Origin of the sequence: Marinobacterium alkalitolerans, assembly GCF_017776525.1 — a bacterium.
In the GTDB taxonomy this organism is placed as follows: Bacteria; Pseudomonadota; Gammaproteobacteria; order Pseudomonadales; family Balneatricaceae; genus Marinobacterium; species Marinobacterium alkalitolerans.
This window is the reverse complement of record NZ_JACVEW010000001.1, coordinates 187,415-213,227: the sequence shown is the minus strand read 5'-3', so window position 1 is coordinate 213,227 and position 25,813 is coordinate 187,415. Positions and strand designations below refer to the sequence as shown.

Below are 25,813 nucleotides of genomic sequence, written 5' to 3'. Positions count from 1 at the left end.
GTGTATCAACAGATTGCGACACTCTGTCGCATAAATCGATCACAAAACCCAAACAATCCATATATATCAATATCTTATGAAAAACGGCACGGGGCTTGCCCTATACCCGGCAAGACACGAGGTGACCCGCACCCACTGGTCGATTACTCCAATCATAAAAAAACAAGGAGGGGTTCCGTCATGAAGCCAAACCGGAATCAAAAGCTCTGGATGTACGAACAGATGCATACCAGCCGTTATTTCGAGGAATGCATCGAAAAGATCTATATGGAAGGCAAATCTCCCGCATTCAACATGGCCAACGGCCCCATTCCCGGCGAGATGCATCTTTCCAATGGGCAGGAGCCCTGTGCCGTCGGTGTGTGTGCGCACCTGGATGCCGAAGATATCGTTACCTCTACTCACCGCCCCCACCATGTCGCCATTGCCAAAGGCGTGGATCTGGATCGCATGACCGCCGAGATCTTCGGCAAGAAGTCAGGTCTGAGCGGTGGTCGAGGCGGTCATATGCATATTTTCGATGCCGACGTAAATTTCTCCTGCTCCGGGATCATTGCCGAGGGTATGGGACCCGCCGTTGGAGCAGCCCTGTCCCGCCATCTGCAGAAAAAGGCCGGGGTTGCCGTTGCCTTCATCGGTGAAGGGGCCGCCAATCAGGGCGCCTTCCATGAGTCCATTAACCTTGCCGCCGTCTGGAAGCTCCCCGTGGTTTTTGTCATCGAGGACAACGCCTGGGGCATATCGGTCGCAAAAAACACGTCCACTGCCATTGAGCACAACGATGCCCGCGCTGCCGCCTACGGTATTCCCGGCCACTTCGTGCCCGACAACGATCCCTTGGCCATCTTCGAGGTTGCCGGCAAGGCGATTGACCGCGCCCGTCGTGGTGAAGGGCCGTCACTGATTGAGATCGAGACTTTCCGCCTCGCAGGCCATTTCATGGGCGATGCCGAGGGCTACCGCCCCAAAGGCGAGAAAGACGCACTGTATGCCCGTGATCCTATCCCCAAAATGCGCCAGCACCTGATTGATGAAGAGAACTGGAGTGAGGAACAGGACCAGGAACTGGTTCACAGGGCGCACAAGCGTGTGGACCTGGCGATCCAGTTCGCCCGCGACAGTGAATACCCGGCCCCTGAGGAAGCGATGGAACAGGTCTTTGTCTGACCCTTTAATTGATTGATGGCGATAAGAGGATAACAACAATGAGCCAGACATCCAGCATGCAGGCGGCCGTATGGCATGGTCGCCGAGACATCCGTGTCGAATCCGTTCCCCTGCCCGACCACCCCCCGCCGGGCTGGGTGCAGATCAAAGTACACTGGTGCGGCATCTGCGGCTCGGATCTGCATGAGTATGTGGCCGGGCCCGTATTCATCCCCACGGACGAGCCCCACCCGCTCACCGGCATCAGTGGCCAGTGCATCCTGGGTCACGAATTCAGCGGCGAAATCACTGCGCTGGGCGATGGAGTGACCGGCTTCAGTCCGGGTGACCCTGTCACCGCCGATGCCTGCCAGCATTGTGGTGAGTGTGATTACTGCAAGCGCGGTCAATATAACCTGTGCCAAACCCTGGCCTTCACAGGGCTGATGAACAACGGCGCTTTTGCCGAATACGTCAACGTACCGGCTGATCTGCTCTATGCCCTTCCCGAGGGGTTCCCCACGGAGGCAGGCGCCCTGATTGAGCCCCTTGCCGTCGGCATGCACGCCGTGAAAAAAGCCGGTGACCTGCTGGGGAAAACGGTCGTCGTTCTGGGCGCCGGCACCATCGGCCTTTGCACCATCATCTGTGCGCGTGCAGCGGGCGCATCCCGAGTCATTGCACTGGAAATGTCCGAAGCCCGCAAGGCCAAGGCACTGGAAGTAGGCGCACATGAAGTGATCGACCCGTCCAAGACGGATGCCATTGAACAGACGCAGCAGCTCACCCGGGGCTATGGCGCTGATATCGCCTTCGAGTGCATCGGCCACAAGGACACCGCCAAACTCTCGCTCGACCTGATTCGCAAAGGTGGCAAGGCTGTGCTGGTGGGTGTTTTCGAGGAACCCAGTGCATTCAACTTTTTCGAGATTGTTGCCACCGAAAAGCAGGTCATTGGCTCTCTGGCCTACAACGGTGAATTTGCTGATGTTATCGCCATGATCAACGACGGTCGCATTGATGTGCAGCCCTTGATCAGTGGCCGCATCCAGATCGGCGAGATCCTGGAAAAGGGCTTTGAAGAGCTGGTCGCCCATAAGGATCGCCACGTGAAGATCATCGTCAGCCCGGACCAGGCCGCCTGAAACAGGCATTTCGGTATCAGACAACAGAAAGAAGGAGCAACACCATGACCGTTGCCACTAAAGAAAGAAAACTGACTATCGCCCGTGCCATGGCCGAGTCTATCGCACAGGAGATGCGCACAGATGAACGCGTTTTTGTCATGGGCGAAGATATCGGCCCATTGGGCGGGGTGTTCGGTAACACCCGTGGCCTTCACGATGAGTTCGGCAGCGAACGCGTCCGCGATACGCCTATCTCGGAAACCGCTTTTATGGGCGCAGCTGTGGGCGCTGCCTCGGATGGCATGCGCCCGATTGTGGAGCTGATGTTCGTCGACTTTTTCGGCGTCTGCTTCGATGCCATCTACAACCTGATGGCCAAGAACACCTATTTCTCCGGCGGCAATGTGCAGGTGCCGGTCGTGCTGATGACCTCCACCGGCGGCGGTTATTCGGACGCAGGCCAACATTCCCAGTGTTTGCACGCCACCTTTGCCCACCTGCCGGGCATGAAAGTGGTAGCGCCCTCCAACGCCTACGATGCCAAGGGACTGATGACCGCCGCTATTCGCGACAATAACCCGGTCATCTTCATGTTCCACAAGGCTCTCCAGGGGATGGGCTGGCTCGGTACCGAGAAAGACGCCATTGTTCATGTGCCCGAGGAGACTTACACGGTACCCATCGGTAAAGCAGCCGTTGTCCGGGAAGGTACCGATGTCACCATCGTCGGCATCACCTCCGGCGTTCACCACGGCATCAAAGCCGCGCGTAAGCTGGCCGAACGCGGTGTCAGTGCCGAGGTGATCGACCTGCGCTCGCTGGTGCCGCTGGACCGCGAAACCGTGATTGAATCAGTACGCAAGACCGGTCGTCTGATCGTCGTGGATGAGGATTATCAAAGCTACGGCCTCACCAGCGAGATCATCTGCAGCGTTGCCGAACAGGGCATTCCGCTCAAGGCCGCTCCCCAGCGTGTCGCCTATCCCGATATTCCAATCCCCTTTACCCGCCCCATGGAGCAGTGGGCACTGCCCAGTGCCGACAAGATTATTGCCGCTTACGAATTGATGGAGAAAAACACATGAGCACTGAAGTACGTGTACCGGAAAACCTCTGGGAAGAAGACAGCGAAGCCGTGATCACCAGCTGGCTTGCCAGTGACGGCGGTGATGTCAGCGAGGGCGAGATGATCGCCGAGCTGATGGTTCAGAAGATCCAGTATGAGCTTTCCGCCCCCGCTTCCGGGACGTTGAAGATCATCAAGGACATTGACGACGTGGTCGACAAGGGCGACCTCGTTGCCACTATCGACTGAGGAAGGTGATATGAACGCACAATCCAGGATCGACCAGACTCCGGACAAGGTCATTCCCATGCGTGGCATGCGGGGGATGATCGCCGACAACATGCGCCGCAGCCTGGATGAGGCCGCTCAGCTGACCCACCACGCCGAGTGCGATGCTACCGAGCTGTTTGCAACCAAGGAACGGCTGGCTGGCAAAGGGGTCAAGGTTTCCATCGAGGACCTGGTGGCCCAGGCAGTGATCACAACGCTTGGCGAGCACCCTGAGCTCAATGGCCGGGTGGAGGACAAGGAGATCCGCCTGCATGATGCCATCCACCTGAGCTTTGCGATGGCATTGCCCGGCAACCTGCTGGCAGCACCCACCCTGTTCAACGCTGGCGAGTTCTCTCTGATGGAGCGAAGCGAAGCGCGCAAGGCGCTGGCTCAACGGGCTGTAAACGGCAAGCTGACAGTCCCGGAGATGACCGGCGGCACCTTCACGCTGAGCAATCTGGGACTCTCCCGTGTCCAGCATTTCACGCCCATCGTCAATCTGCCACAAATTGCCATTCTGGGTATCGGTGAAACACGCCTGAAACCTCGGGTCATGCCGGATTACAGTATCGAGCCGCGCCGTATCATGGGGCTGTCACTGAGCTTTGACCATCGAGCAGTGGATGGCGCCCCGGCCGCAGCCTTTTTAACCGACCTCTGTAACCTGATCGAGAAAGGGTAACGCCATGCATGCACCTGCGCTCGGCTCCTTTTCTCTCCCTGATCATCGAGCAGAGGAGGTTCTCCCGCCATCCGAAGGGCTGAGGCGGGAGATGGCCCTCCTCTCTGCTGTCAGCCGAGGCGATATTCGAGCCGGATTTCTGATCTGGCGCTGCAGCAAGTCGCTGGTGGTCCCACAGCGTCTGACACGTCGTCCGCAGTTCGCCATGGCCTCTGCACGCATGGCGCTGGATGGCTGGCCGGTTCAGGTGCGCGCCACCGGTGGCGACCTGACCCCACAGTCACCGGGCCTGATCAATGTGGCACTGGCGTTCCGCAGTAAACGCCACAAGGGGGCTATCGAAGACAGCTACATGACCCTGTGCCACCCCTTGATCGGATATTTGGCTGAACTTGGCATTACCGCTGAGTGCGCATCCGTAAACGGCGCCTTCTGCGATGGCGATTACAACCTGGTGGTCGAGGGTCGCAAGCTGGCCGGCACCGCCCAGCGTTGGCGACAACTTGATCCCGGCATCTCGGAATCCAGCAACGAATTTGCCGTTCTGTCTCATGCGGTCGTGCTCTGTGAAGCCGAATTGGACTGGCTCTGGCAGGCAGGCAATACCTTTTACCACCAGTGTGGAATGGAAGCTTCTATTCAGGGCGATCGTCATGTTGCCCTGTCTGAGCTGCTACCCGCACGATCAGGACTGCTGGTCGAAACGATTGCCCAACTTGAGGCGAGATTCACCCAATACGTGTCGACGCTCTAGTTGGCACAGGCACGCAATACCAGGACATCCAATAACAAGTAGAAATGGAGTCATCATGAAAAGAACATCAAAAGAACAGCCAACCGACTTGGGGCGCCGGCGCTTCCTCGGGCGATCCGGTATCGCAGTTGCAGGCATCGGCATCATCAGCAGCGGCCTGCTCACACCCGCTGCCTGGGCGGCATCAGCCGTAGGTGAGCATGCCAGCGCAACGCTGTTACGTATGGCGCGTGACATCTACCCTCATGACACCCTTGAAAACAAATACTACGCCGCCGTGCTGACACCACTGGCGCGAAAAGCCGGCAAGGACATGGCTCTTAAAAAAATGCTGGCCGAAGGCGTAAAGGCTCTCGACCAGCGCAGCCAGCAGTTGTTCAGCCGCAATTTCCTCGAACTGGAGCATGAATCCGACCGTGTGCTCGTACTGCGAGCCATTGAGGAGAGCCCCTTCTTTCAGCGCATCAAAGGCGACCTGATGATGGGGATCTACAACAACCCTGAACTCTGGCCTCGCTTCGGTTACGGCGGCTCTGCCTGGCAGAAAGGGGGTTACATCAACCGCGGTTACGACAAGATCGACTGGCTTTGAGAGGTGTGACACGTGATGAATACAAAATTTGATCTCAATGATGACAGCCTGGTCGTGATTGTCGGCTCCGGTGCAGGTGGCGGCACTCTGGCAAACGAACTGGCACAGAAGGGTATCAAGTCTGTCGTGCTTGAAGCAGGCAAACGCTTCAAACTGGACGATATCGAGAACGATGAGTGGAAGATGTTCGGCAAGATTTCGTGGCTCGATAAACGCTACCTGGAAGGCCCCGCCCGCCTGGCAAAAGACTTCCCCAACCTTCCCGCCTGGATCGTAAAGGGTGTCGGCGGTGCCACCATGCACTGGGCAGGCGTGGCCATGCGATTCCAGGAACACGAGTTTCGCATGCGCACGGAAAACGGCACGGTTCCCGGTGCCAACGTGCTCGACTGGCCCATCACACTCAAAGAGCTTGATCCTTACTATTACAAGGCCGAGCAGAAGATGGGGGTCTGCGGCACCGAAGCCACCGGTATGCCCTTCCACGGCAAGAGCAGCCATTACAAGGTAATAGAAGAAGGTGCTCGGCGCATTGGAGCAAAATGCGAACAGGCTACGCTGGCGATCAACACCCAAATCCGGGACGGCCGCCCTTCCTGTCAGGTCAACGGCTTCTGTATGCAGGGCTGCCGCATTGGTGCCAAATGGTCCACCATGTATACGGAGATCCCCAGGGCCGAGGCGACGGGGCTGGTCGAGGTAAGGCCGCAGTCAATGGCCCTGCGCATTGAGCACGACAAACAGGGCAACGTCACCGGCGTACTCTACGCCGATAAAGATGGCAACCAGCATTTCCAAAAGGCACGTCTGGTGTCCGTGGCAGCCAACTCAATCGAGTCACCCCGACTGTTGCTCAACTCAGCGTCGCCCATGTTCCCTGACGGTCTGGCGAACGGTTCCGGCCAGGTAGGCCAGAATTATATGACCCACACCACGGCGGGCGTATACGGGGAGTTTGAGCAGCCCGTTCATATGTACAAAAGCACCGTTGTACCCGGCATCGTCCATGAGTGGAAGGACAACGATCCCAGCCGTGGGCACGTCGCCGGCTATGAACTGGAAGTCCTCCATTTGGGGCTTCCCTTCATGTCTGCTTTTCTCAACCCCGGAAAGTCCGGCTGGGGGCGGGAGCTGGCCGACTCTCTGGCCAACTATGACCGTATGGCGGGCTTTTGGATCTGCGGTGAGGATATGCCGGTAGAGTCCAACAACATTACGCTGCACCCTACCGAAAAAGACCAGTATGGTTTGCCGGTACCGGTTGTCTACAAGACCGATCATATCAACGATACCCGCATGCGTAACCATGCCTATGACAGGTCCACAGAGTTGCTGGAGGCCGTGGGGGCCAAAAAGGTCAACTACCTGCCCCCCTACCCGGCCAGTCATAACATGGGTACCAACAGAATGAGCCGGCATGCGCGTGACGGGGTCGTAAACCGCTGGGGTCAGAGCCATGAAATCCAGAATCTTTTTATCTCGGATGGCAGTCAATTCACCACCAGTGGTACCGAAAACCCCACCCTCACCATCGTTGCTCTGGCTATTCGCCAGGCTGACTATATTGCCGATCAAATGAAACGAGGCAACCTCTAGTCACACATCACGCAACTGACTCAAATCCCCGGAGCCTGAGTGGCGTCTGCCTTGGGTGCGCCCTGCGCACCCCTTTTTCCGAGATCCATTACGCCGCGAAATCCCTCCCTCAGAGTACCCCTGGCCGGGCTTAAGGCCGGGCAGGAGTCGGGGCCGAGGTAATCAGCCATTGCTCCAGCTCTGCGGCCGGCAGCGGTTTGCTGAAAAAATAGCCCTGATATTCATGGCAGCCCATGGCTTCGAGTGTATGACAGTGCTCAAGGGTTTCCACACCCTCGGCGATAACGGCCAGTTCCAGGTTCTGGCCCAGCGCCACGATCGCCCTGACAATAGCGGCATCGTTGGCATCGGTCAGCAATTCGAACACAAACCCCTGATCAATTTTCAGCTTGTCCAGTGGCAGCTGTTTGAGAAAGATCAGTGAGGAGTAACCGGTGCCGAAATCATCCAGTGAAAAGCGCACCCCCAACCGTCTGAGCCGACGCATCTTGTCGATGGTGTTGTCCACATCCTGCACCAGCATGCTCTCGGTCACTTCCAGCTCGAGCCGGGAAGGCTCTGCCCCGGTACGTTCCAAAATCGCCGATACGCGCTCAACAAAATCAGGTGTATGAATCTGTCGGGCACTGATATTGACCGCAACACGCGCCTGCGAAAGCTGTGGATGCTCCGCCCAGGCCACCAGTTGGCGACAGGCCTGCTCCAGCAGTTGTTCACCCAGCGGAATGATCAGCCCGGTCGATTCGGCCACCGGAATAAATTCGGCGGGTGATACCAGCCCCTTCTGCGGGTGATGCCAGCGCACCAGCGCCTCAAGTCCCAACAGCGTTCGGTAGCGGTCGTACTGCGGCTGGTACCAGAGGGTAAATTCATTGCGTTCCAGACCGGCACGGATGCCCGCCTCCAGCTCCGCCCGCTGCTGCACTTCCGCCTGCATGGACGGGTCGAAGAAGCGGAAGCGTGCCTCTTCCGTATTCTGAGCGTCATATCGGGCCAGCTCTGCACAGCGCACCAGCCCTTCGGCATTGGCATCCAGATCCGAAAACAGGCTAACGCCGATACGTGCCCCACCGCGGTGACGGTGAGCACTGAGATTGAACGGTTCTTCCATCAGCGCCAGCACACGCCGGCACAGCCCTTCCACCGTCTGCATCGCCTGTTTCCGATCCGTACTCAGCCCCTCCTGCACCAGCAGGAACTCATCCCCGCCCAGCCGTCCCAGAATAATCTGGTCTGAGAGGCGGTCGGTCAGGCGGCTGGCCACCTGTCGCAGCAGCTCATCCCCCGCGGCATACCCCAGCGCATCATTCAGGTCTCGGAAGTGATCCAGGTCCAACAGCAGAACGGCTCCATCAGAAGAGGCGTCCTCGGCACGGGTACGGGACTGCTCCAGCTTTTGCAGCAGGTAGCGCCGGTTTGGCAGGCGCGTCAGTGAGTCATACCAGGAGAGCTGGTGAATACGCGCCTGCTGCTGACGCTGTTCGGTGATATCCGTGGATACGCCACAGATGCCCCAGACTCGCCCATCAGGCCGACTGAGGGGTACACGTACCGACAGATAGCAGCGTTTTTCTCCATGCAGGGGGCTGAAAAGCTCTTCTTCATGCACCCGACGCTCCCCTGACTCCAGTACCTCCCGATCATGCGCATGTAAAAGACGGCAGTCTTCAGAATCGAAAAAGCGTGCATCCGTCTGACCCAGGATGTCGATCTCATCATGGGCCAGCATTCGGCACAAAACCGGGTTCACGTAGGTGTACTGCAGCTCAGCATCCTTGTTGTAAATACAGGCATCCACCCCTGCCAGCACCCCTTGCAGCTGGGCTTCGCGTGTTACCAAAGCCTGTGTCCGTGCGCGCACCTTGGTGCGCAACAGCACCATAAAGGCGCCCATGACAGCCAGCGCCAGCACCAGACCCACCAGGCTGGGCATTAGCCAGTGGGGCCACTCAGACATATGCTCCGTGCCTGCCCACCGGTGCAGAATATCGTAAAAGACCGACCGGGTATTCGAGCGCCAGGCCGAGAGCCAGCGGTCGATGCGCTGGAGCAGATCGGCATTGTGGCCTTCTCCGGTGGCGTAATAAAGCTGGCTGGGCTGAAACAGAAGAGAGGTGCCTTCCAGGTTAAACCGCTGAGCATGATATTCACCAAAGAAGTGGTTGGCCACAGCCGCATCGGCATCGCCCTGCTGAACGGCGCTAAAGGCCGCTTCGTAGTTGCGGACCGGAACAAAGTCGGGCTGGATATTGAACCCTTGCGCCATGTCCTGCAGATAGCGCAGCTGAATGGAGCCCTCCAGAACCGCCAACCGAATGCCATCCAGCGCCAAAGCAGACTCCAATTGCCTGCCAGCAGGGACATACACTTTTGACCAGCTGTTCAGTGCTGGCTCAGTGTGGAAGTCAAACCGAGCGTCCCGTTCCCGGGATCGAGCCACATCCGGCAGCAGGTCCAGCTCGCCTGCTTCCAGCATTTCCAGACACTGGTGCCAGTCACAGGCCAGCGGCTGAAGCTGCCAGTTCTCTTCCTCTGCGATCCGTATCAGCAGCTCCCCCAGAATACCCGAGGGGTTGCCCTGCTCATCCATCAACAACTTGGGCGGATTGCTGTACACCCCGACACGGACAAGGCGCGTTTCGTCAGCATACACGCTGCCCGCTGCCAGAAGGCTCAGAGCCAGCAGCGGGGCAAGCATGCGAATGTACCTTGAAACCATCATCGACTTTCCGGCCTTCCCTTTCAGATCAAGTCAGCGGCAGCGCCACAAAAGCGCACAATATGAGTGTTTCGAGCAGCTCGATACCCGCGCCCAACGTATCCCCGGTCATACCGCCCAGGCGCCTGATCATGGCCCGGCGCAGCAGGTAAAGCACAGCTGCCGCCAGCAACAGTGCTATCGGGTGCGACAGCAGGAGCAACAGGGACACCCCCAGTACGCACATTAGTACAGGTTGTCTGGAGACCTGTGCAATATAGTGCGAAGCGATGCCTCCTGCACGAACATAGGCAGTTGTCACCAGCAAGACCTGTGCGCCGGCACGCGCAACAATAGGCGCCAGCAGCAATGGCCAGAGCAGTGAACCGCCGATCATGGCCGAGACCAGGCTCCACTTGAGCAGTAGCTGCACCACCAGGGCCAGGGCACCACTGGCACCGATATGGGGATCTTTCATGATCCTGAGGGTACGTTCGCGGTCGCCAAGACCGCCCATCCAGCCATCGGCACTGTCGGCCAGCCCATCCAGGTGCAACCCCCCGGTCAGACCTGCCCAGAGCGCAACGAGCAGTGCAGCCGCAACCCCTTCCGGCAGCCCCGACAGGGCCTGCGCCGTCAGCACCAGCAACGCCCCCAGCAGCCCACCGGCCAGTGGATAATAGAGCACGGCCCGAGCCTGAGTGTGCGCATCCGGCAAGCCGGACAGCCGAACCGGGATCAGCGTCATGAACTGCAATGCACAAAGAAACGCTTGCCAGTGCCCTTTCATCGGCGCGCATCCCTGAGCCGGTGCAGGCTACCGTGCGCGACCGGAAACGCCAGCATGTCACTGACCGGCAGGCCGTTGAGGATACAGCGCAGGGCACGAATCACGCCGCCATGACAGATCAGTAATACGCGCTCGGCGGGCCGTGTCTGAAGTTCATCCACCACGTCTGTCAGGCGAGCAAAAAAGGCAGGCAGGGGCTCCGCCCCCGGAGGTGGACAATGCCAGGGATCCTGCCAGAAATCCCCCAGTTGCTCGGGCGCTTCGGCATGTATACAGGCTGCCGTACGGCCATCCCAGTCACCAAAATCATATTCCCGCAGTCGCGTGTCGATCACAAAGCCCTCAGGACCGGCCCAGTGGTGGGCAAACGCCTGACAGCGCTGAAGCGGCGAGCTGATAATCAGATCAAAATCGGCCGGCGACAGGCCCTGCAGCCCCTCCCGCATCTGCTGCCAGCCTTCGGCTGTCAGCGCCGCATCGGTGCGGCCCAGGAAGCATTTACCGGCCTCGGTTTCACCGTGGCGAAGCAATTCCATTTGCAGCTCTTTCATGGGCTCTTCTCCGACACGGCCGCCTCGGCAAAGGTGGCCATCCCCGCGTGCAGTTCACAGGCCATTCTCAGCAACGGCACGGCAACCGCGGCACCACTGCCTTCACCCAGCCGCAGACCAAGGTCCAGCAGGGGGCGAGAGGGCAACGCCTCGGACAGGTACCTATACCCCGGCTCTGCAGAATGATGCGCAAAGACCAGCCAGTCTGCCACCTCCGGGCGGTAGCGGCAGGCCAGCAAGGCCGCAACGGTACAGATGAAGCCGTCCACCAGCACCGGAATGCCTGCCTGCGCGGCCGCCAGACAGGCCCCCGTCAACGCGGCTATCTCAAAGCCGCCCAGAGATGCCAGCAATGCAAGGGGATCACGGTCATCGCCGTGGCGCCGCAATGCCTGTTCAATCACTCGAGCCTTGCGTGCAAGGCCGGCCTGATCCAGTCCGGTCCCCGGGCCAACCAGATCAACCACCGGGAGGCCGGTCAGTGCGACCCCCAGTGCCGTTGCGGCGGTGGTGTTGGCAATCCCCATCTCACCGCCAATAAAGAGATCACACTCGGCCTCCAGAACAGCATCGCGCCCCACTTCCAGAGCCTGTTGCAATTGGCCCTCGCTCATGGCCGGGCCATGCAGCAGGTTGCCGGACTGGGGTGCAATGATGCGGTGCTGAACCCCCGGCAAGGCCTCCAGCGGCGCCACCGTGCCCAGATTCCATACCTGCAACTCGGCCTCCAGCACCCGGGCGGCCACATTGATAGCCGCCCCGCCTCGGGCGAAGTTGCGCACCATCTCGGCGGTGACCGCCTGTGGATAGGCGGAAACTCCCTCGGCAGCGACCCCGTGATCCGCGGCAAACACGGCCATGCGCACCCGTTTGATCTGCGGACAGGTGCACCCCTGCATGCCCGCCAAACGGATCGCCAGCTGTTCCAGCCGGCCCAGCGATCCCGACGGCTTGGTCAACTGCTGCTGGCGTGCCTGCGCCTCTGCCTCGGCCGCGTGGTCGATCGCCGCGACCGGTTGGGTCAACCAGCTCATGCCTGCCCCTCCAGTGCCGGTCCCTTGACCACCATCGGGATGCCGGCCACGGTCAGAATAACCTGATCGGCCAGTGCCGCCACCGACTGGTTGAGCCAGCCCGCTTCATCGCTGAAGCGGCGACTGAGCTCTCCCATGGGAACCACGCCCATGCCGGTCTCATTGCTCACCAGGATCACCTCGCCACGGGCATTTTCCAGCGCGGCACAGAGCGCCTGACGTTCTGCCTGAAGGTCTGCCTCATCGAGCAGCTGATTGGTGACCCAGAGGGTCAGGCAGTCAATCAGCAAACAGCGGTCCGGTGCCTGCTGCGACAGGATGGTGCTGGCCAGGGACAGCGGTTCTTCCAGGGTGATCCAGTGGGCCGGGCGATCGGCCTGATGACGGGTGATGCGCGCCTGCATCTCCTCGTCATGGGGCTGCGCGGTCGCAATGTAGGTGACGGCTGCGCCCGAGGCATCCGCCAGCTGTTCAGCCAACCGGCTTTTGCCGGAACGGGCACCGCCCAGAATGAGTCGAATCAATGGTGGTCTCCATGCAGACGTGGAACAGGAGGGCATGAAAACCTAGTGTAACCTTGATCCCGGGCTACAGAAACTCTGCCACCGGGTCACAGCTGGCCTTCTGTCCCAGCAAGTGCCCTTCCGATGTGAGCCAGTGCTGCATCCGCGACCGCCCCTGTTCGCGCAGAGCCAGCAGAAACGCCTTGCGTGTATCCAGCTTGCTGTTGCGGTGCAGGCGGCTGAGCCCTTCATCCGGGCCCAGTTGATGGAACCGCAACCGCCGCACACGCCGCTCTACCCGGCCCTGTAACCAGAGCCGGTATTGCAGGCGCTTTTTCATCGCCGCCAACGCGCGCATTTCGCGCAGAAAGGTCGTTTGAAAGCCAAGTTCTGCCACCCGGTCGGCAATGCCCTGCGCATGGGTCGGCAGTTGCCCGCCTTGCCTCGGATGCAGCAGCATCAGCAGCAGATCGGGGGCGTTACAGTCAAACACCAGCGGATAGACCACCGGATTGCCGACAAAACCGCCGTCCCAGTAGTGCTCGCCGTCAATTTCGACCGCCTGATACAGTTCCGGCAGACAGGCGGACGCCAGCAGGTGTTCCGCGGTCAGTTCGTGTTCTCGAAACAGGCGCAAGCGCCCGGTTTCAACATGGGTCGCCGCGATGAACAGTTTGCACGGTGGCTGTCGTCGCAGCGCCTCGAAGTCGATCAGCTCGTTCAGCAGATCGCGCAGGGGATTGATATCGAAAGGGTTCAGGTCATAGGGCGAGAGATGCTTGGTCATGTCGCGCCACCAGAGTGACCAGTGCTGGCTCATGCCTGCCGGGTCCAGAGGCCCGGGCAGCATCAGTCCATGCCAGAAGCGGGACAGCAGTGCGCGTGCACTCTCAGGTCCTCCCTGCTGCCAACCGGCCGCCAGCAACACCGCGTTCATGGCTCCGGCGCTGGTACCGCTGATACCATCCAGCGTGAATGGCCGCTGCTGTAACAGACCATCCAGCATGCCCCAGGTGAACGCACCGTGGGCTCCGCCGCCCTGCAGTGCCAGGCTCAGCTCAAGTGGCTTCATCACAGCCCCTCCGCATTATTGTGCACTGCACAATCATCTGCGGATTCAAGCCGAGCTGTCAAACAAAATGATCATTTTTTGTTCACAAATTCAGGCAGCCGCTCCGTCTGAACGGCCTATCTATCTGTTTTTCATGACCATCTATCGTTCGGCGCCTGATAGTCCGATAACGCACTCCAGAGGGCTTCCGGCGTATCCACCACCTTCAACATGGCGACGTGGTCCGACTTGAGAAAGGCCTCTTTTTGCATCCGCTCAACAAACGCCAGCAGGGGGTCGTAGAAGCCGTTGACGTTATACAGCACCACCGGCTTGGCGTGATGACCCAGCTGGCCCCAGGTCCAGACCTCAAACAGCTCTTCCAGCGTGCCAATGCCACCGGGCAAGGCAACAAAGGCGTCGGCCAGCTCCGCCATCCGCGCCTTGCGCGCATGCATGTCCGGCACCACTTCCAGCGCGGTCAAGCCCGAGTGCGCCAGCTCTCGGGACTGCAAATACTCCGGGATCACGCCGTGGGCGCGACCGCCCGCCTCCAGCACGGCATCGGCGATGGTGCCCATCAGCCCCACATGCCCGCCGCCAAACACCAGCTCGATCTCCTGCCGGGCAAAGAAGCGCCCCAGCTCGATGGCGGCCTGTTGGTATACGGGATCGGCGCCGTGACGGGCACCGCAGAATACGGTGATCTTCATGTTTGCAACTCCTCATTGTCCTGTTCCGGCCAGCGGTTCTCCGCCAGCAACGCCTCCAGCGGCTGCGCCTCGGCCCAGCCCTCCTGCTCCAGCATGGGGCGCTCGTAAAACCGCTCCACCGGGCCGATGCAGAGGATGGCGACAGCCTTGCTGCCGGCGGGCATCTGTAACAGATCGCCCAGCGCCTCGGGGTCGAACAGCGACACCCAGCCCACGCCAACCCCTTCGGCACGGGCTGCCAGCCAGAGGTTCTGGATGGCACAGGAGACCGATGCCAGATCCATCTCGGGCAGAGTGCGGCGACCGAAAATGTGTTTTTCACGCTGATCCATCAGTGCCACCACCAGCACCTCGGCGCACTTGTCCATGCCTTCCACCTTGAGACGGAGGAATTCGGCTTCGCGCGCGTTCAGGGCATCGGCCGTGGCCTGGCGTTCCTGCTCCACCAGACCACGAATGCGTTCGCGCAAGCGGGTATCGGTGATGCGAATAAACCGCCAGGGCTGCATCAGCCCAACGCTGGGGGCCTGATGAGCGGCCTGCAACAGGCGCTTGAGGATATCGGGGTCCAGCGGTTCGCCGCTGAAATGGCGCATGTCACGGCGCTCACGGATGGCGCGGTAAACGCCCGCACGTTCGGTTTCACTGAACTGCCAGGGGTTCGGGTTCATCGTATCTTCCTGTCTGGAACTGTTTGCCTGCTTCATCCCAACACCCGGATCAGGGGACGTTCGCTGCTGAAATCCACCTGCGCTTCGACCTGATACACCTGCCGGATCGCCGCCGGTGTCAGCACCTCCTGCGGCGCCCCCACGGCATGGATGCGACCGGCATCCAGCAGCACCAGCCGGTCACACCAGTGCGCCGCCAGATTGAGATCGTGGATCGACAGAATAACACTGCGCAGCCCTTGGGCATGTTGCCGCAACAGCTCCAGTACCCGCTGCTGATAATGCAGATCCAGGCTGGCCAGAGGCTCGTCAGCCAGAATGATATCGGGCTGACCGGCCAGTACCCGTGCCAGCCAGACCCGCGCCTGCTCACCGCCCGACAGATGATCCACCCGGGACTCCAGCCATTCGGCCACGCCGGTCTGATCGGCGGCCTGCTGGATCAGCGCTGCGTCTTCATCGCCCCAGGGCAGACGCCCAAGCGCAATCACATCGGCCACTTTCAGCGCCCAGGCACTCTGACAGCGCTGCGGCAACAGGGCGATGCGCCGGGCTCGCCTGGCCCCCGGCAGCCGGGTGATCTCTTCACCGTCCAGTGCGATATGACCACCATAGGGCTGCAGCCCGGCGATGCACTCCAGCAGCGAGGACTTGCCTGCCCCGTTGGGGCCGATCACGCCCAGCAGCTCCCCCGGCTGCAGTGTCAGGTTGATGCCCGCCAGGCGGCTGTCGAGCTGCACCTGCTCAATTGAAATCAGAGCCATTTCTTGCGCTCCTGCCAGACCAGCCAGATAAACAGGGGCGCGCCGATCAGCGAAGTCAGTACCCCCAGCTTGAGTTCACGCCCCGGCGGCATACCGCGCACGATAATATCCGCCAGACAGACCAGAATGGCCCCGGCCAGTGCCGCCGGAATCAGGATGCGATCGGGTCGATTGCGCACCAGCGGTCGCACCAGGTGCGGCACCAGCAGGCCAACAAAACCGATGGCACCGGCGACCGCCACCGAGGCACCCACCAGCAGGGCTGCGCCGAGGATGATCAGCCGACTGCCGCGGGTATAGGACAGCCCCATGCTCTGCGCCACCTGCTCACCCAGACTCAGGCCCAACAGCAGACGGCGCTGGCTCCAGATCAGGCCACCCCCGATCAACAGGGCCGGCAGCAGGATGACCAGATGATCCAGCCCGCGCTCGGACACGGAACCGAGCAGCCAGAACACCAGCTCCGACAGGGCGAAGGGGTTGGGCGCAAAGTTGAGCACCGCCGCCAGCAGCGAGCCGGTCAGGGTGGAAATGGCCAACCCCGCCATGATCACCATCGCCTGACGCGAAGGCCCCGCCAGCAGCAGCATCAGTGACATGGCGATACCCGCCCCGATTAACCCGGCCAATGCCGGGGCCGCCGCACCGGCCGCCGGAAAAAGGCCGAAGTAGAACACGCTGGCCGCGCCCAGCGCCGCGCCCTGACTGGCCCCGGTCAGTCCCGGGTCCGCCAGCGGGTTGCGCAGCAGCCCCTGCAGCGCCGCACCGCTCATTCCCAGCGCCGCGCCCACGGTCAGTGCCAGCAAGGTGCGTGGCAGACGAATATCGCCAATGACGATGGCCGCTGCGCTGTCGGTGCCGTGCAGCCACTGCCAGAGCCCGTCCAGCAAAGCGATATCGGTGGAGCCCACATGCAGCGACACCAGGGCGGTCAGCAGCATCAGCAGAGTCAGGGCGGGAGTCATGGCGTCCTCTTGTTGTGTGAAAGACGTTCTAAGGGTTGTCGCAACTGTTCGATCAGCTCCCAGGTCCAGGGACCGGGACATTGCCAGCGCCAGTTTTCAGTGCTCAGCCAGCCCTCGGCTGTGACACTGTGCCGCAGCGCCGGGTGCTCGGCAAAGCGGGTTGCCAGAGCTTCCGCATCCGGGCTGTGCCAGAGAATGGCATCAGGCGGATCTGTCACCACCCGCTCCAGATCCAGCCGCTCATAGCGTACCCCGGTGAGATAATTGCGCCAGCCCGCCTGACGGATAATCTGGTCCTCAAAGGTGTTCGGGCCCGTGCCGATCCCGTTGGGCCCGAGCAACAACAGCCGCGGCGCATTGGCTGCCGGTTGTCGGGGTGCGGGCGCCGGGCGTGCCTGTTCGGGATCTCGTCCGATCAGGGCCAATACCCGACGTTCATAGGCCTCGATATCGCTCAGGCTGCGTGGCAGGGTGACCAGTTCTACCGGCTGCTGCAGGGTTTGCAAGCGCTTACGCAGCATCAGCGCATTGTGCTGGCCCACCAGAATCAGGTCCGGCTTGAGGCTGAACACCTGCTCCAGCGAGCCGTCGTGGCTGGGCCAGCCCTCCAATGGCCAGGGCAAGGGGAAGCGCTTGTGCATCGGCGACAGCGCCGCCACCTGTTCAGGGTCGGCATGCAGCGCCAGCATCCGGTCCATGCAGAGGTCCAGCGACACCACCCGCTGCGCTCGCGACTGGGCCAGCGCCGGCACGCACAGTAGACAGGCCAGCAGGAAACAGACGGTACGCAGCCAGGCCGTCATACGTCCGCCCTCTCCCCTGACAGATCCAGCAGTGCCATCACCGCATCCAGATCCAGGTGCTGCTCCAGCGTATCGGCCAGTCGGTTGATGCCGTCTTCGCGCAGCTGGTGATAATGCAGCGCCTGGGCCCCGTCCAGCCCGGCCCAGCGCAGCACCAGCCGCGTCACTTCTGGGGTTTCAAACAGGCCATGCAAGTAAGTACCTACTACCTGCTCATCTTCCGAGCAGGCACCATCCGGCACGGTTTTCTGAACCTGTTCCAGCTGCACCAGTGCAGGACAGCCATCCGCAACTTCAGTCACGCCCGAGTGAATTTCGTAGCCACTGATCGGCACGCGCTCGCCCGCCAGCATCAACTCGCCGGTCACGTTGCGCAGAGCCTTCTCCGCTTCAAGCCGGGTCCGGGTGGGCAGATAACCGAGGCCTGCACTCTCCCCCGCTTCCCCTTCGAGCCCCAGAGGATCGGCGATACGCTCACCCAGCATCTGATAGCCACCGCAGATGCCCAGCAGCTTACCGCCATAGCGCAGGTGGCGTTGCAGATAGTCTTCCCAGCCCTGAGCGCGCAGCCAGTGCAGATCGGGCCTGACCGCCTTGGAACCCGGCAGGATCACCAGATCGGCGGGGGGCCTGGGCTGATCAGGGCCCACAAAGTGCAGCCGCACCTGCGGGTGTAATCGCAGCGGATCAAAGTCGGTATGGTTGCTGATATGGGGCAACACCGGCACCACCACATCCAGCACTCTGTCGGCACGCTCGATATCAGGCTCTTCGTTGATGGCGTCCTCGGCTTCCAGATGCAGGCCGTGCAGGTAGGGCAGCACACCCAGTACCGGCTTGCCGGTATAGTCTTCCAGCCAGTCCAGACCGGACTGCAGCAGCGCGATATCACCACGGAACCGGTTGATGACGAAGCCCTTGATACGTGCCTGCTCGCTCTCACTCAGCAGTGCCAGAGTGCCAACCAGATGGGCAAACACACCGCCCTTGTCGATATCCGCAATCAGGATCACCGGGCAGTCGACCCGTTCGGCAAAGCCCATGTTGGCGATATCACGGTCACGCAGATTGATTTCGGCGGGGGAGCCCGCCCCTTCCACCAGCACCGCTTCATACTGGTGACACAGGCGCTGGTGCGACTCGGCCACCGCCTGCCAGGCGACGGTCTTGTAGTCGTGGTAACGCCCGGCTTCCATGTTGCTCACGGCCCGGCCATGAATGATCACCTGAGCACCGGTATCGCTGCAGGGCTTGAGCAGCACCGGATTCATGTCCACATGCGGATTTAATCCACAGGCCTGGGCCTGCACCGCCTGGGCACGGCCAATCTCGCCACCCGCGGCCGTCACCGCGCTGTTCAGCGCCATGTTCTGCGGTTTGAACGGCGCCACCGCAATGCCACGCCGCTGCAGCACCCGGCACAGCCCGGCCACCAGCGTACTTTTGCCGGCATCCGAGGTGGTGCCCTGTACCATGAGTGTTTTCTGGGTCATCGAATGATCTCGCTTAGCACCTGTTGCAGCCGCTGCCACTCTGTTTCAGTGCCCGGCAAACCAAAGCGCAGCGCCGGCGGCTGTTCAAACCGCCTGACAAGGATACCCGCCTGAGCGCAACCCTGCTCGATCAATGGCGCCTGCTCGGTCCGGACGGTCGCAAACAGCGACGTGCAACTAATCGAGGCTCCTCGCTCGCCTATTGTATCGGCCAACAAGGCCTGCAACCGTGCCTGCTGCTGTGCAAGCTGCGCCCGCATGGACTGCTGCCATGATGTATCCGCCAGTGCCTGGCGGGCAATCCAGCGCGACGGGTGGCTGATTGCCCAGGGGCCGATTCGCTGAGCCAACGCAGCGCGCACCTCGGCATGGGCGCAGACCGCGCCGACCCTGAGGCCGGCCAGACCGAAAAACTTGCCCAACGAACGCAGGATAATCAGGCCCGCCGGCATGGGGTCCTGGATCAGGCTATGTTCAGGGGTGGCATCGATGAAGGCTTCATCCACCAACAGCCAGCCGCCACGCTGCGCCAGCCGATCCTGCCACTCCCGCAACTGCTGCCGCGAAAACGTCTGGCCACCGGGATTACCGGGGTTGATCAGCACCAGCACATCCAGCCGGTCCAGTCGGGCCTCGATCTGCCCGGCTTCCAGCAGGCTGACCCTGTGCCCGGCCTGCTGCCAGCGATAGGCATGCTCGGCATAACCCGGATACAGCCCCCCGACCTCGGCCCGGCCGGCTCGTGACAGGCGCAGTTCGGGCAACGCCTGAATCGCCGCCTGAGAGCCCGGCACCAGCAGCAGATCGCGGCTGCCGTAATAGGCTCTGGCCACCGACTGCAGGCCATCGTCCTCTTCCGGCAGCCGGTTGAATACCGCTGCCGGGATCGGCGGCACCGGCCAGCCATCGGGATTGATCCCGGTGGACAGGTCCAGCCACCGCTCGCGTGGAAGGCCATACTTTGCCACCGCCGCGTTCAGGCGACCGCCATGCTCGGGCGCCGGGGGCATATGTGCGGAATCTCTCGGTCGCACCCTCATAACAATACCTCTACTGCAGTCAGCAGCACGATCAGGCTTATCCAGAGGCCCAGCGCCCGGTCCACCAGATGCAGCGCACGGGACAGATCACGCGGTTGCGCCGCTTCTCCTTCACCCAGCAGCGGTTTCTCGACCCAGACACCGCGATAACAGGTCGGACCGCCCAGCTGAACCCTCAGGGCACCTGCGCCAGCCGCCATCACCGGTCCGGCATTGGGGCTGTCATGCAAGGGCGCCTGAGTACGCCAGCAATGCAGCGCTCGCCGGGTGTGGCCGCAGAGGGCGTAACTCAAGGCCGTCAGCCGGGCCGGTATCAGTCCGACCAGATCATCCAGCCGTGCAGCTGCCCAGCCGAACTGACTGAAACGTTCGCTGCGATAGCCCCAGCAGGCATCCAGCGTATTGATCAGGCGGAACGCCAATGCCCCCGGCGCACCGGCAATACAGAACCAGAAAAGGGCACCGAAGACCGCATCACTGCCATTTTCCAGCACCGACTCCACCGCTGTACGCTCCACCTCCAGCTCGGCGGCATCCCGACTGCAGATCCAGGCAGTCCGCTGCCGCGCCTCGGCCCTGTCACCGCGCAAAAGGGCGCGCAGGATAGGACGGATATGCCTCTTCAGGCTCTCCAGCCCCAGCGTAAACCAGAGCACCAGTACGGCGATCAGCTCGCCGATAATCGGTATCTGGGTCAGCGCAGCAATCAGCAGCACCGGTGGTGCCACCAGTACCCCCACCAGCAGCAGGCCTTTTAATCGGCGCGAAGCGCCCCGGTTGAAGCGGGCCTCCAACCCGTTGGCACAGCGACCAAACCCCACCAGCGGGTGCCAGCGGGCCGGTTCTCCCAGCCAGCGGTCGATCAGAACGGCGGCGATCACTTGCAAAGCCAGCATGGCGCGCTCAGGGCCGGAACAGCTGAGCGACAGCCGCCGGGTTGGAAGGGAAATAGAGGTGGATGTAAGACGCGGTCAGGCGCTTGAGACGGTAGACCGGCTCGGCCGCTCGACGCCCATTGGGACATGTACCACGGGCAATGGGTGTCAATTCGGTATCGGTCGCTGAATGGTGGAAGGTGTGGCCGCGCAGTTCCGCACCATCCAGCTGCAGCCGTTGCAGCCCAAGCGCGGCAAAGCGCTTCTGCATCCGGGCCCTTGCCGGCAGCAGACCACAGAGACGGGCCGACTCGCCCTCCAGAGATGTCAGCTCCTGACCCAGCCAGAGCATGCCGCCACACTCGGCCAGAATCGGCTTGTTCGACTGATAGTGAGCCTTCACCTCTGCCATCAACGTGGTATTGGCCGCCAGCGCTTCAAGGTGAAGTTCCGGATAACCGCCGGGCAACCAGAGCGCATCGACTGCGGGCAAACGGGTATCCGTCAGCGGCGAGAAAAAGGTCAGCTCCGCCCCCAGTTGCTCCAGCACACGCAGGTTGGCCGGGTAGATGAAGGAGAAGGCCGCATCACGGGCCACCCCGATGCGAACGCCTTGCAGCTGCGACTCGATGGGGCCTGGCGACTGGGGCTCAAAGGCGACATTCGGCGGCAGTGCCGTACCGGCACTCTCCTCCAGTGCCCGGGCAGCGGCTTCAATGCGCGGCTCCAGATCAACAATCTCATCGCCCTGCACCAGCCCCAGATGACGACTGGGCAGGCTGAGGGCTTCGTCACGCGGCAGCGCACCGTACCAGCGCAGACTCGCCGGCAATGCTTCGGCCAGCATCCGACCATGGCCGACACTGCCCACCCGGTTGCCCAGTACCCCGCTGAACGGCAGACCGGGACGGAAACTGGCCAGACCGTGGGCCAGCGCGGCGAAGGTCTGCGCCATGCCGCCGGCATCGATCACCGCCAGCACCGGAATGCCGAACAGCTCGGCCAGGTCGGCACTGGAGGGGCTGCCGTCAAACAGCCCCATCACCCCTTCGATCAGAATCAGATCCGCTTCACCGGCCGCTGCCCACAGCTGCTGTTTGCACAGCGCGGGCGAGCCCATAAAGAGGTCCAGCTGCTCCACTTCGGTACCGGCCGCCCGGCGCAGGATCATCGGATCCAGAAAATCAGGCCCCGTTTTGAACACGCGGACCCTGCGGCCCTGATTGCGGTGCAATCGCGCCAGTGCTGCCGTGACCGTGGTCTTGCCCTGACCCGAGGCCGGCGCGGCGATCAGCAGCGCCGGACAGTGCCGTACTTCTGCCTGTCTACTGCTCAAAGCTCGACGCCCTTCTGGGCGCGGATGCCATCCTTGAACGCATGCTTGACCACCTGCATCTCGGTGACCGTGTCGGCGACATCGATCAGCGCCTGAGGCGCTCCTCGACCGGTGATCACCACATGCTGCATTTCGGGGCGCCGGCGCAGCGCATCCAGCAGTTCGTCCAGATCCACGTACTGGTACTTCAGCGCGATGTTGAGTTCATCCAGCACCACCAGCGACACCTCGGGATCGGCCAGCAGCGCTTTGGCCTGCTCCCAGGCCGCCGCGGCGGCCTGCACATCACGCTCACGATCCTGGGTTTCCCAGGTAAAGCCCTCGCCCATGACGTGGTAGCGCACCTCGGGGAAGCGGCGAAAGAAGGCCTCTTCACCGGTACTGAAGCTGCCCTTGATGAACTGCACCACGCCCACCTGCATGCCGTGACCCAGCGCTCGCGCCAGCATGCCGAAGGCGGAACTGCTTTTGCCCTTGCCGTTGCCGGTCAGCACCAGCAGTACGCCCTGATCACAGTCGGCACGGGCGATCGCCTGATCGACCACGGCCTTCTTGCGTTCCATTCGCGCCTTGTGGCGCTCGTCACGGTCTTCGTTGCGGGTCGGGTCATCGCTCATGTGCGGATCAACTCCTGACAGGTTTTATATTGACGGGACAGGGTATACAACATGGACGCCACGGCGGTATACCCCAGCAGCGCCGGCAGCTTGCCCGGGAAGTACTGTTCGATACGTCCCCAGAGACCGGCCAGGCTGGTGGTCTCGAAGTTGCCCGAGAAAAAGTAGTACCCGCCGCTGGAAAACAGGTTGCTGACAAAAGCCCCCACCAGCAGTGTGAGCAGCAAGGGAGCCAGGGTAGAAAAACGGTCCTGATGCAGACGCGCGTACACACGACCGGCATACCAGAGGGTGGCATAGGCCGGTACCAGCAGCGCATACGCCGGGGTGATGCAGTGAGCGGCCGCACCGCTCCAGCCGTAATAGCTCAGATCAAGCAGCACCGCTTCCAGAAACAGCAGTGGAAAACTCCACCGGGGACGCAGGAACACACCGGCCAGGAAAAACACCGCCCAGGACGCGCTGGGCAGGTGTTCAACCGAGGCAAAGTGATGTCCCCGCGTCAGCGCCAGCAGCAGAATCAGGCCAAGCCCGCTCAGCAACTGGGCGCGTGATGACAGGGTGATCATGATCGTTATCCTTCAGGTTAACAGGTTGTTGAAAAACGTTATCGAGGCCGATGAGGCCAGCGGAACGCCGCCCGGGCAAAAACAGGCGGAAAAGCGGAATTTAGTAAACTAAATGAGCATTTTGAGCCTGTTTTTAACGCAGCAATCGGCAACGTAGATAGATTTTCGGCAGCCTGTTCAGGGGGCGTAATGCAACGACACCCAGTACGTGCGGTCCGGCTGGTTATAGTCTTTCGCCGTCTGGTAGTCCTCATCGAGCAGGTTCTCGACCTTGGCTTTCAGTGACCAGTCGCGGCCAAGTGCATAGCTGCCGCGCAGATCGACAGTGGTGTAGCCGGACAGCCAGTCGCTGCCATCCTTGCGCTTGCCCACCGCCTGCAGCGTCCCGCCGAGTGCAAAGGCACCGAAATCACGGTCGGCGGAAAGAGTAAACGCCTTGCGGGGCCGCCGGTTCAGCAGCGAGTCGTCTTCACGATCCCTGGGGTCCATCAGGTCGAGGCTCGATCCCAGCTCCCAGCCTGCAATGCGTGTTGAGGCAATCAGCTCAAGGCCCCGAATCCGGGCCTGATCGACATTGTTGGGCGAGCTGATCGTCGAGTCATAGGCGATCAGGTGGTCGATATCGTTCTGGTAGACGTTAGCTGCCCAGTTGATGCCGGCATGCTCACCGCTCAGACCCACCTCATAGGCGCTGGACTGTTCCGGTACCAGATTCGGATTTCCCTTGTACCAGCCCTGATCCGGCCAATACAGCTCGTTGAAGGTCGGAGCCTTGAAGGCCGTGCCGTAGCTCGCGGTCAGGCGCAGATTGCGGGGCAGCTCTACCCCCCAGGCGATGGAGCCGGTGGTCTTGCCGCCAAACTGCTCATCGTCATCGCGGCGCAGGCTGACGGCGAGATCATGTCGCCCCAGAAACAGCTGATAAAGGCCGAAAACGCCCAGGTTGTCGCGCTCGGTGACCGCGTAGGACTGGCTGCTGCTGATATCGTCATGCTCGTAGTCAACGCCCCAGGTAAGCTGGCTGCGGCTGAAGAAGTGTTCACTCTGCAGGCTCACCAGATCCCGGGTGGTATCGATGTGACTGTCATAGGCGCCGTCACCGTAGACCGTAGACCGGTCCTGGCTCTGGCCGGCTCTCAGCTCAAGAAACCAGCTATCAGACGGCTTGAGTTCAAGCGCGCCTCCCAGCGTTTGCAGGCGGGATTTGCTGCGGTAGTCATCATAGCTGTTACCGCCGTCGTACTGGTTTTCACCCCGATTCTGTGACCAGTTCAAACGTGCTTCAATGCGGTCGGTGAAACGGTATCCCCCGCTCAGGGCATAGGAACGGTTGTCATAGCCGTCTTTGTCCTCGTGGTAGCCGTAGGACCCCGGCGTCTTGGCATTGAACCCATCGGTGCGGTAATCACTGACGTTCAGATTGTACCAGCCCCGCGCACTGCCCCAGGAGGCTCCCAGCGTCACTTCGCGGCTGTCATCACTGCCGGCCCCGGCACTGACACGAAACGGCTGCTCCGTCGGGCCTTTGCGGGTAAAAATCTGGATCACGCCTCCGATCGCCTCGGAGCCATACAATGAGGAGCGAGGCCCGCGGACCACCTCAATCCGTTCGATCTGGTTGACGGACAAGTGCTCGAAGGCCGTGGTGCCCAGCGTGGCCGAGCCCACCTTGATGCCATCCACCAGTACCAGCACCTGCTTGGAGCTCGTACCGCGCAGGGCAACCGAGGTCGCTTTGCCGCGACCACCATTGTTGGTGATCACCACGCCCGGCGTCTGTGCGAGCAGGTCGGTTACGGTCTGCGCCTGCGAGCGCTCGATCGTTGCCCGGTCAATCACGCTGACAGCCGCCAGCGCCTGATCGGCAGTCTGCGCCGTGCGGGTTGCCGTCACCAGCAGTGTATCGGGATTGGTCTGGGCCTGAACGGCCACAACGGATGTGCCCAGCAGGAGCGCTGCCGGGAAAGAAAACTGTTTCATGATCTGTCTGTATGATTCCTGTGCGCGCCCACCCGCACGCCATTGGGGTTCACGGCCGCGGTGACGGGGTTACACAGACAGACGCTCCGCCATGGAGGATGGCAGGGTCCGTGCTGATCGCCCA

Annotated in this window: 26 protein-coding genes; 8 read left to right on the top strand and 18 right to left on the bottom strand. The window is 61.5% G+C overall.

Annotated features, from left to right (window positions below; genetic code table 11):
• The first annotated feature begins 180 nt into the window (after positions 1-180).
• From H9C73_RS01070 to H9C73_RS01035, 8 genes are read left to right on the top strand one after another with little or no spacing between them, the layout of a single operon-like run.
• Positions 181-1,167 carry a thiamine pyrophosphate-dependent dehydrogenase E1 component subunit alpha gene (locus H9C73_RS01070; protein WP_209285919.1) on the top strand — a complete coding sequence of 329 codons (987 nt, stop codon included), beginning with the start codon at positions 181-183 and terminating at the stop codon, positions 1,165-1,167.
• A gap of 38 nt (positions 1,168-1,205) precedes the next feature.
• Positions 1,206-2,291: a 2,3-butanediol dehydrogenase gene (locus H9C73_RS01065; RefSeq protein ID WP_236013996.1), complete on the top strand. Its 1,086-nt coding sequence runs from the start codon at positions 1,206-1,208 to the stop codon at positions 2,289-2,291.
• Between the two features lie 44 nt (positions 2,292-2,335).
• Positions 2,336-3,358 carry an alpha-ketoacid dehydrogenase subunit beta gene (locus H9C73_RS01060; RefSeq protein ID WP_209285918.1) on the top strand — a complete coding sequence of 341 codons (1,023 nt, stop codon included), beginning with the start codon at positions 2,336-2,338 and terminating at the stop codon, positions 3,356-3,358.
• Positions 3,355-3,588 (top strand): biotin/lipoyl-containing protein, encoded by a 234-nt coding sequence (locus H9C73_RS01055; RefSeq protein ID WP_209285917.1) that lies wholly within the window; start codon positions 3,355-3,357, stop codon positions 3,586-3,588. The genes H9C73_RS01060 and H9C73_RS01055 overlap by 4 nt, the downstream gene beginning before the upstream one ends.
• A 10-nt stretch (positions 3,589-3,598) precedes the next feature.
• Positions 3,599-4,294 carry a 2-oxo acid dehydrogenase subunit E2 gene (locus H9C73_RS01050; RefSeq protein ID WP_209285916.1) on the top strand — a complete coding sequence of 232 codons (696 nt, stop codon included), beginning with the start codon at positions 3,599-3,601 and terminating at the stop codon, positions 4,292-4,294.
• Positions 4,295-4,298: 4 nt separating this feature from the next.
• Positions 4,299-5,048, top strand: coding sequence for a lipoate--protein ligase family protein (locus H9C73_RS01045; RefSeq protein WP_407944001.1), 750 nt, complete (start codon positions 4,299-4,301; stop codon positions 5,046-5,048).
• A gap of 55 nt (positions 5,049-5,103) precedes the next feature.
• Positions 5,104-5,640, top strand: coding sequence for a twin-arginine translocation signal domain-containing protein (locus tag H9C73_RS01040; protein WP_209285914.1), 537 nt, complete (start codon positions 5,104-5,106; stop codon positions 5,638-5,640).
• A 15-nt stretch (positions 5,641-5,655) separates the two neighbouring features.
• Complete coding sequence (locus H9C73_RS01035; RefSeq protein ID WP_209285913.1) at positions 5,656-7,236, top strand: GMC family oxidoreductase; 1,581 nt, start codon at positions 5,656-5,658, stop codon at positions 7,234-7,236.
• A gap of 130 nt (positions 7,237-7,366) precedes the next feature.
• Here the strand turns inward: H9C73_RS01035 and H9C73_RS01030 are convergent, their stop codons facing one another.
• The 18 genes from H9C73_RS01030 to btuB all read right to left on the bottom strand — a co-directional run bounded on the left by H9C73_RS01030 (position 7,367) and on the right by btuB (position 25,689).
• A complete protein-coding gene (locus H9C73_RS01030) occupies positions 7,367-9,958 on the bottom strand; it encodes an EAL domain-containing protein (protein WP_209285912.1) in 2,592 nt (863 codons plus the stop codon).
• 25 nt (positions 9,959-9,983) lie between these two features.
• Positions 9,984-10,724, bottom strand: coding sequence for an adenosylcobinamide-GDP ribazoletransferase (gene cobS, locus H9C73_RS01025; protein WP_209285911.1), 741 nt, complete (start codon positions 10,722-10,724; stop codon positions 9,984-9,986).
• Positions 10,721-11,275 (bottom strand): alpha-ribazole phosphatase family protein, encoded by a 555-nt coding sequence (gene cobC / locus H9C73_RS01020; protein WP_209285910.1) that lies wholly within the window; start codon positions 11,273-11,275, stop codon positions 10,721-10,723. Before cobC ends, cobS begins: the two co-directional genes overlap by 4 nt.
• Complete coding sequence (gene cobT, locus H9C73_RS01015) at positions 11,272-12,309, bottom strand: nicotinate-nucleotide--dimethylbenzimidazole phosphoribosyltransferase (RefSeq protein ID WP_209285909.1); 1,038 nt, start codon at positions 12,307-12,309, stop codon at positions 11,272-11,274. Before cobT ends, cobC begins: the two co-directional genes overlap by 4 nt.
• Positions 12,306-12,833, bottom strand: a complete 528-nt coding sequence (cobU, locus tag H9C73_RS01010; protein ID WP_209285908.1) for a bifunctional adenosylcobinamide kinase/adenosylcobinamide-phosphate guanylyltransferase — start codon at positions 12,831-12,833, stop codon at positions 12,306-12,308. The genes cobT and cobU overlap by 4 nt, the downstream gene beginning before the upstream one ends.
• Before the next feature lie 64 nt (positions 12,834-12,897).
• On the bottom strand, positions 12,898-13,884 hold the full coding sequence (locus H9C73_RS01005) for a patatin-like phospholipase family protein (RefSeq protein ID WP_209285907.1): 987 nt from the start codon (positions 13,882-13,884) through the stop codon (positions 12,898-12,900).
• Positions 13,885-14,015: 131 nt separating this feature from the next.
• Positions 14,016-14,576 carry an LOG family protein gene (locus tag H9C73_RS01000; protein ID WP_209285906.1) on the bottom strand — a complete coding sequence of 187 codons (561 nt, stop codon included), beginning with the start codon at positions 14,574-14,576 and terminating at the stop codon, positions 14,016-14,018.
• Positions 14,573-15,247, bottom strand: coding sequence for a 5,6-dimethylbenzimidazole synthase (gene bluB / locus H9C73_RS00995; RefSeq protein ID WP_209285905.1), 675 nt, complete (start codon positions 15,245-15,247; stop codon positions 14,573-14,575). The genes H9C73_RS01000 and bluB overlap by 4 nt, the downstream gene beginning before the upstream one ends.
• 32 nt (positions 15,248-15,279) lie before the next feature.
• Positions 15,280-16,011, bottom strand: a complete 732-nt coding sequence (locus tag H9C73_RS00990) for an ABC transporter ATP-binding protein (RefSeq protein WP_209285904.1) — start codon at positions 16,009-16,011, stop codon at positions 15,280-15,282.
• A complete protein-coding gene (locus H9C73_RS00985) occupies positions 16,002-16,976 on the bottom strand; it encodes a FecCD family ABC transporter permease (protein WP_209285903.1) in 975 nt (324 codons plus the stop codon). Before H9C73_RS00985 ends, H9C73_RS00990 begins: the two co-directional genes overlap by 10 nt.
• Positions 16,973-17,779 carry an ABC transporter substrate-binding protein gene (locus tag H9C73_RS00980; RefSeq protein ID WP_236013995.1) on the bottom strand — a complete coding sequence of 269 codons (807 nt, stop codon included), beginning with the start codon at positions 17,777-17,779 and terminating at the stop codon, positions 16,973-16,975. The genes H9C73_RS00985 and H9C73_RS00980 overlap by 4 nt, the downstream gene beginning before the upstream one ends.
• Positions 17,776-19,272: a cobyric acid synthase gene (locus tag H9C73_RS00975; RefSeq protein WP_209285902.1), complete on the bottom strand. Its 1,497-nt coding sequence runs from the start codon at positions 19,270-19,272 to the stop codon at positions 17,776-17,778. The genes H9C73_RS00980 and H9C73_RS00975 overlap by 4 nt, the downstream gene beginning before the upstream one ends.
• On the bottom strand, positions 19,269-20,282 hold the full coding sequence (cobD, locus tag H9C73_RS00970; RefSeq protein ID WP_209285901.1) for a threonine-phosphate decarboxylase CobD: 1,014 nt from the start codon (positions 20,280-20,282) through the stop codon (positions 19,269-19,271). The genes H9C73_RS00975 and cobD overlap by 4 nt, the downstream gene beginning before the upstream one ends.
• 26 nt (positions 20,283-20,308) lie before the next feature.
• On the bottom strand, positions 20,309-21,208 hold the full coding sequence (cbiB, locus tag H9C73_RS00965) for an adenosylcobinamide-phosphate synthase CbiB (RefSeq protein ID WP_209285900.1): 900 nt from the start codon (positions 21,206-21,208) through the stop codon (positions 20,309-20,311).
• Between the two features lie 7 nt (positions 21,209-21,215).
• Positions 21,216-22,523: a cobyrinate a,c-diamide synthase gene (locus tag H9C73_RS00960; protein ID WP_209285899.1), complete on the bottom strand. Its 1,308-nt coding sequence runs from the start codon at positions 22,521-22,523 to the stop codon at positions 21,216-21,218.
• Entirely contained in the window at positions 22,520-23,140 is a 621-nt protein-coding gene (gene cobO / locus H9C73_RS00955) for a cob(I)yrinic acid a,c-diamide adenosyltransferase (protein ID WP_209285898.1), read from the bottom strand. The genes H9C73_RS00960 and cobO overlap by 4 nt, the downstream gene beginning before the upstream one ends.
• Positions 23,137-23,709, bottom strand: a complete 573-nt coding sequence (locus H9C73_RS00950) for a hypothetical protein (protein ID WP_209285897.1) — start codon at positions 23,707-23,709, stop codon at positions 23,137-23,139. The genes cobO and H9C73_RS00950 overlap by 4 nt, the downstream gene beginning before the upstream one ends.
• Positions 23,710-23,886: 177 nt before the next feature.
• Positions 23,887-25,689 carry a TonB-dependent vitamin B12 receptor gene (gene btuB / locus H9C73_RS00945; RefSeq protein WP_209285896.1) on the bottom strand — a complete coding sequence of 601 codons (1,803 nt, stop codon included), beginning with the start codon at positions 25,687-25,689 and terminating at the stop codon, positions 23,887-23,889.
• Positions 25,690-25,813 lie beyond the last annotated feature (124 nt).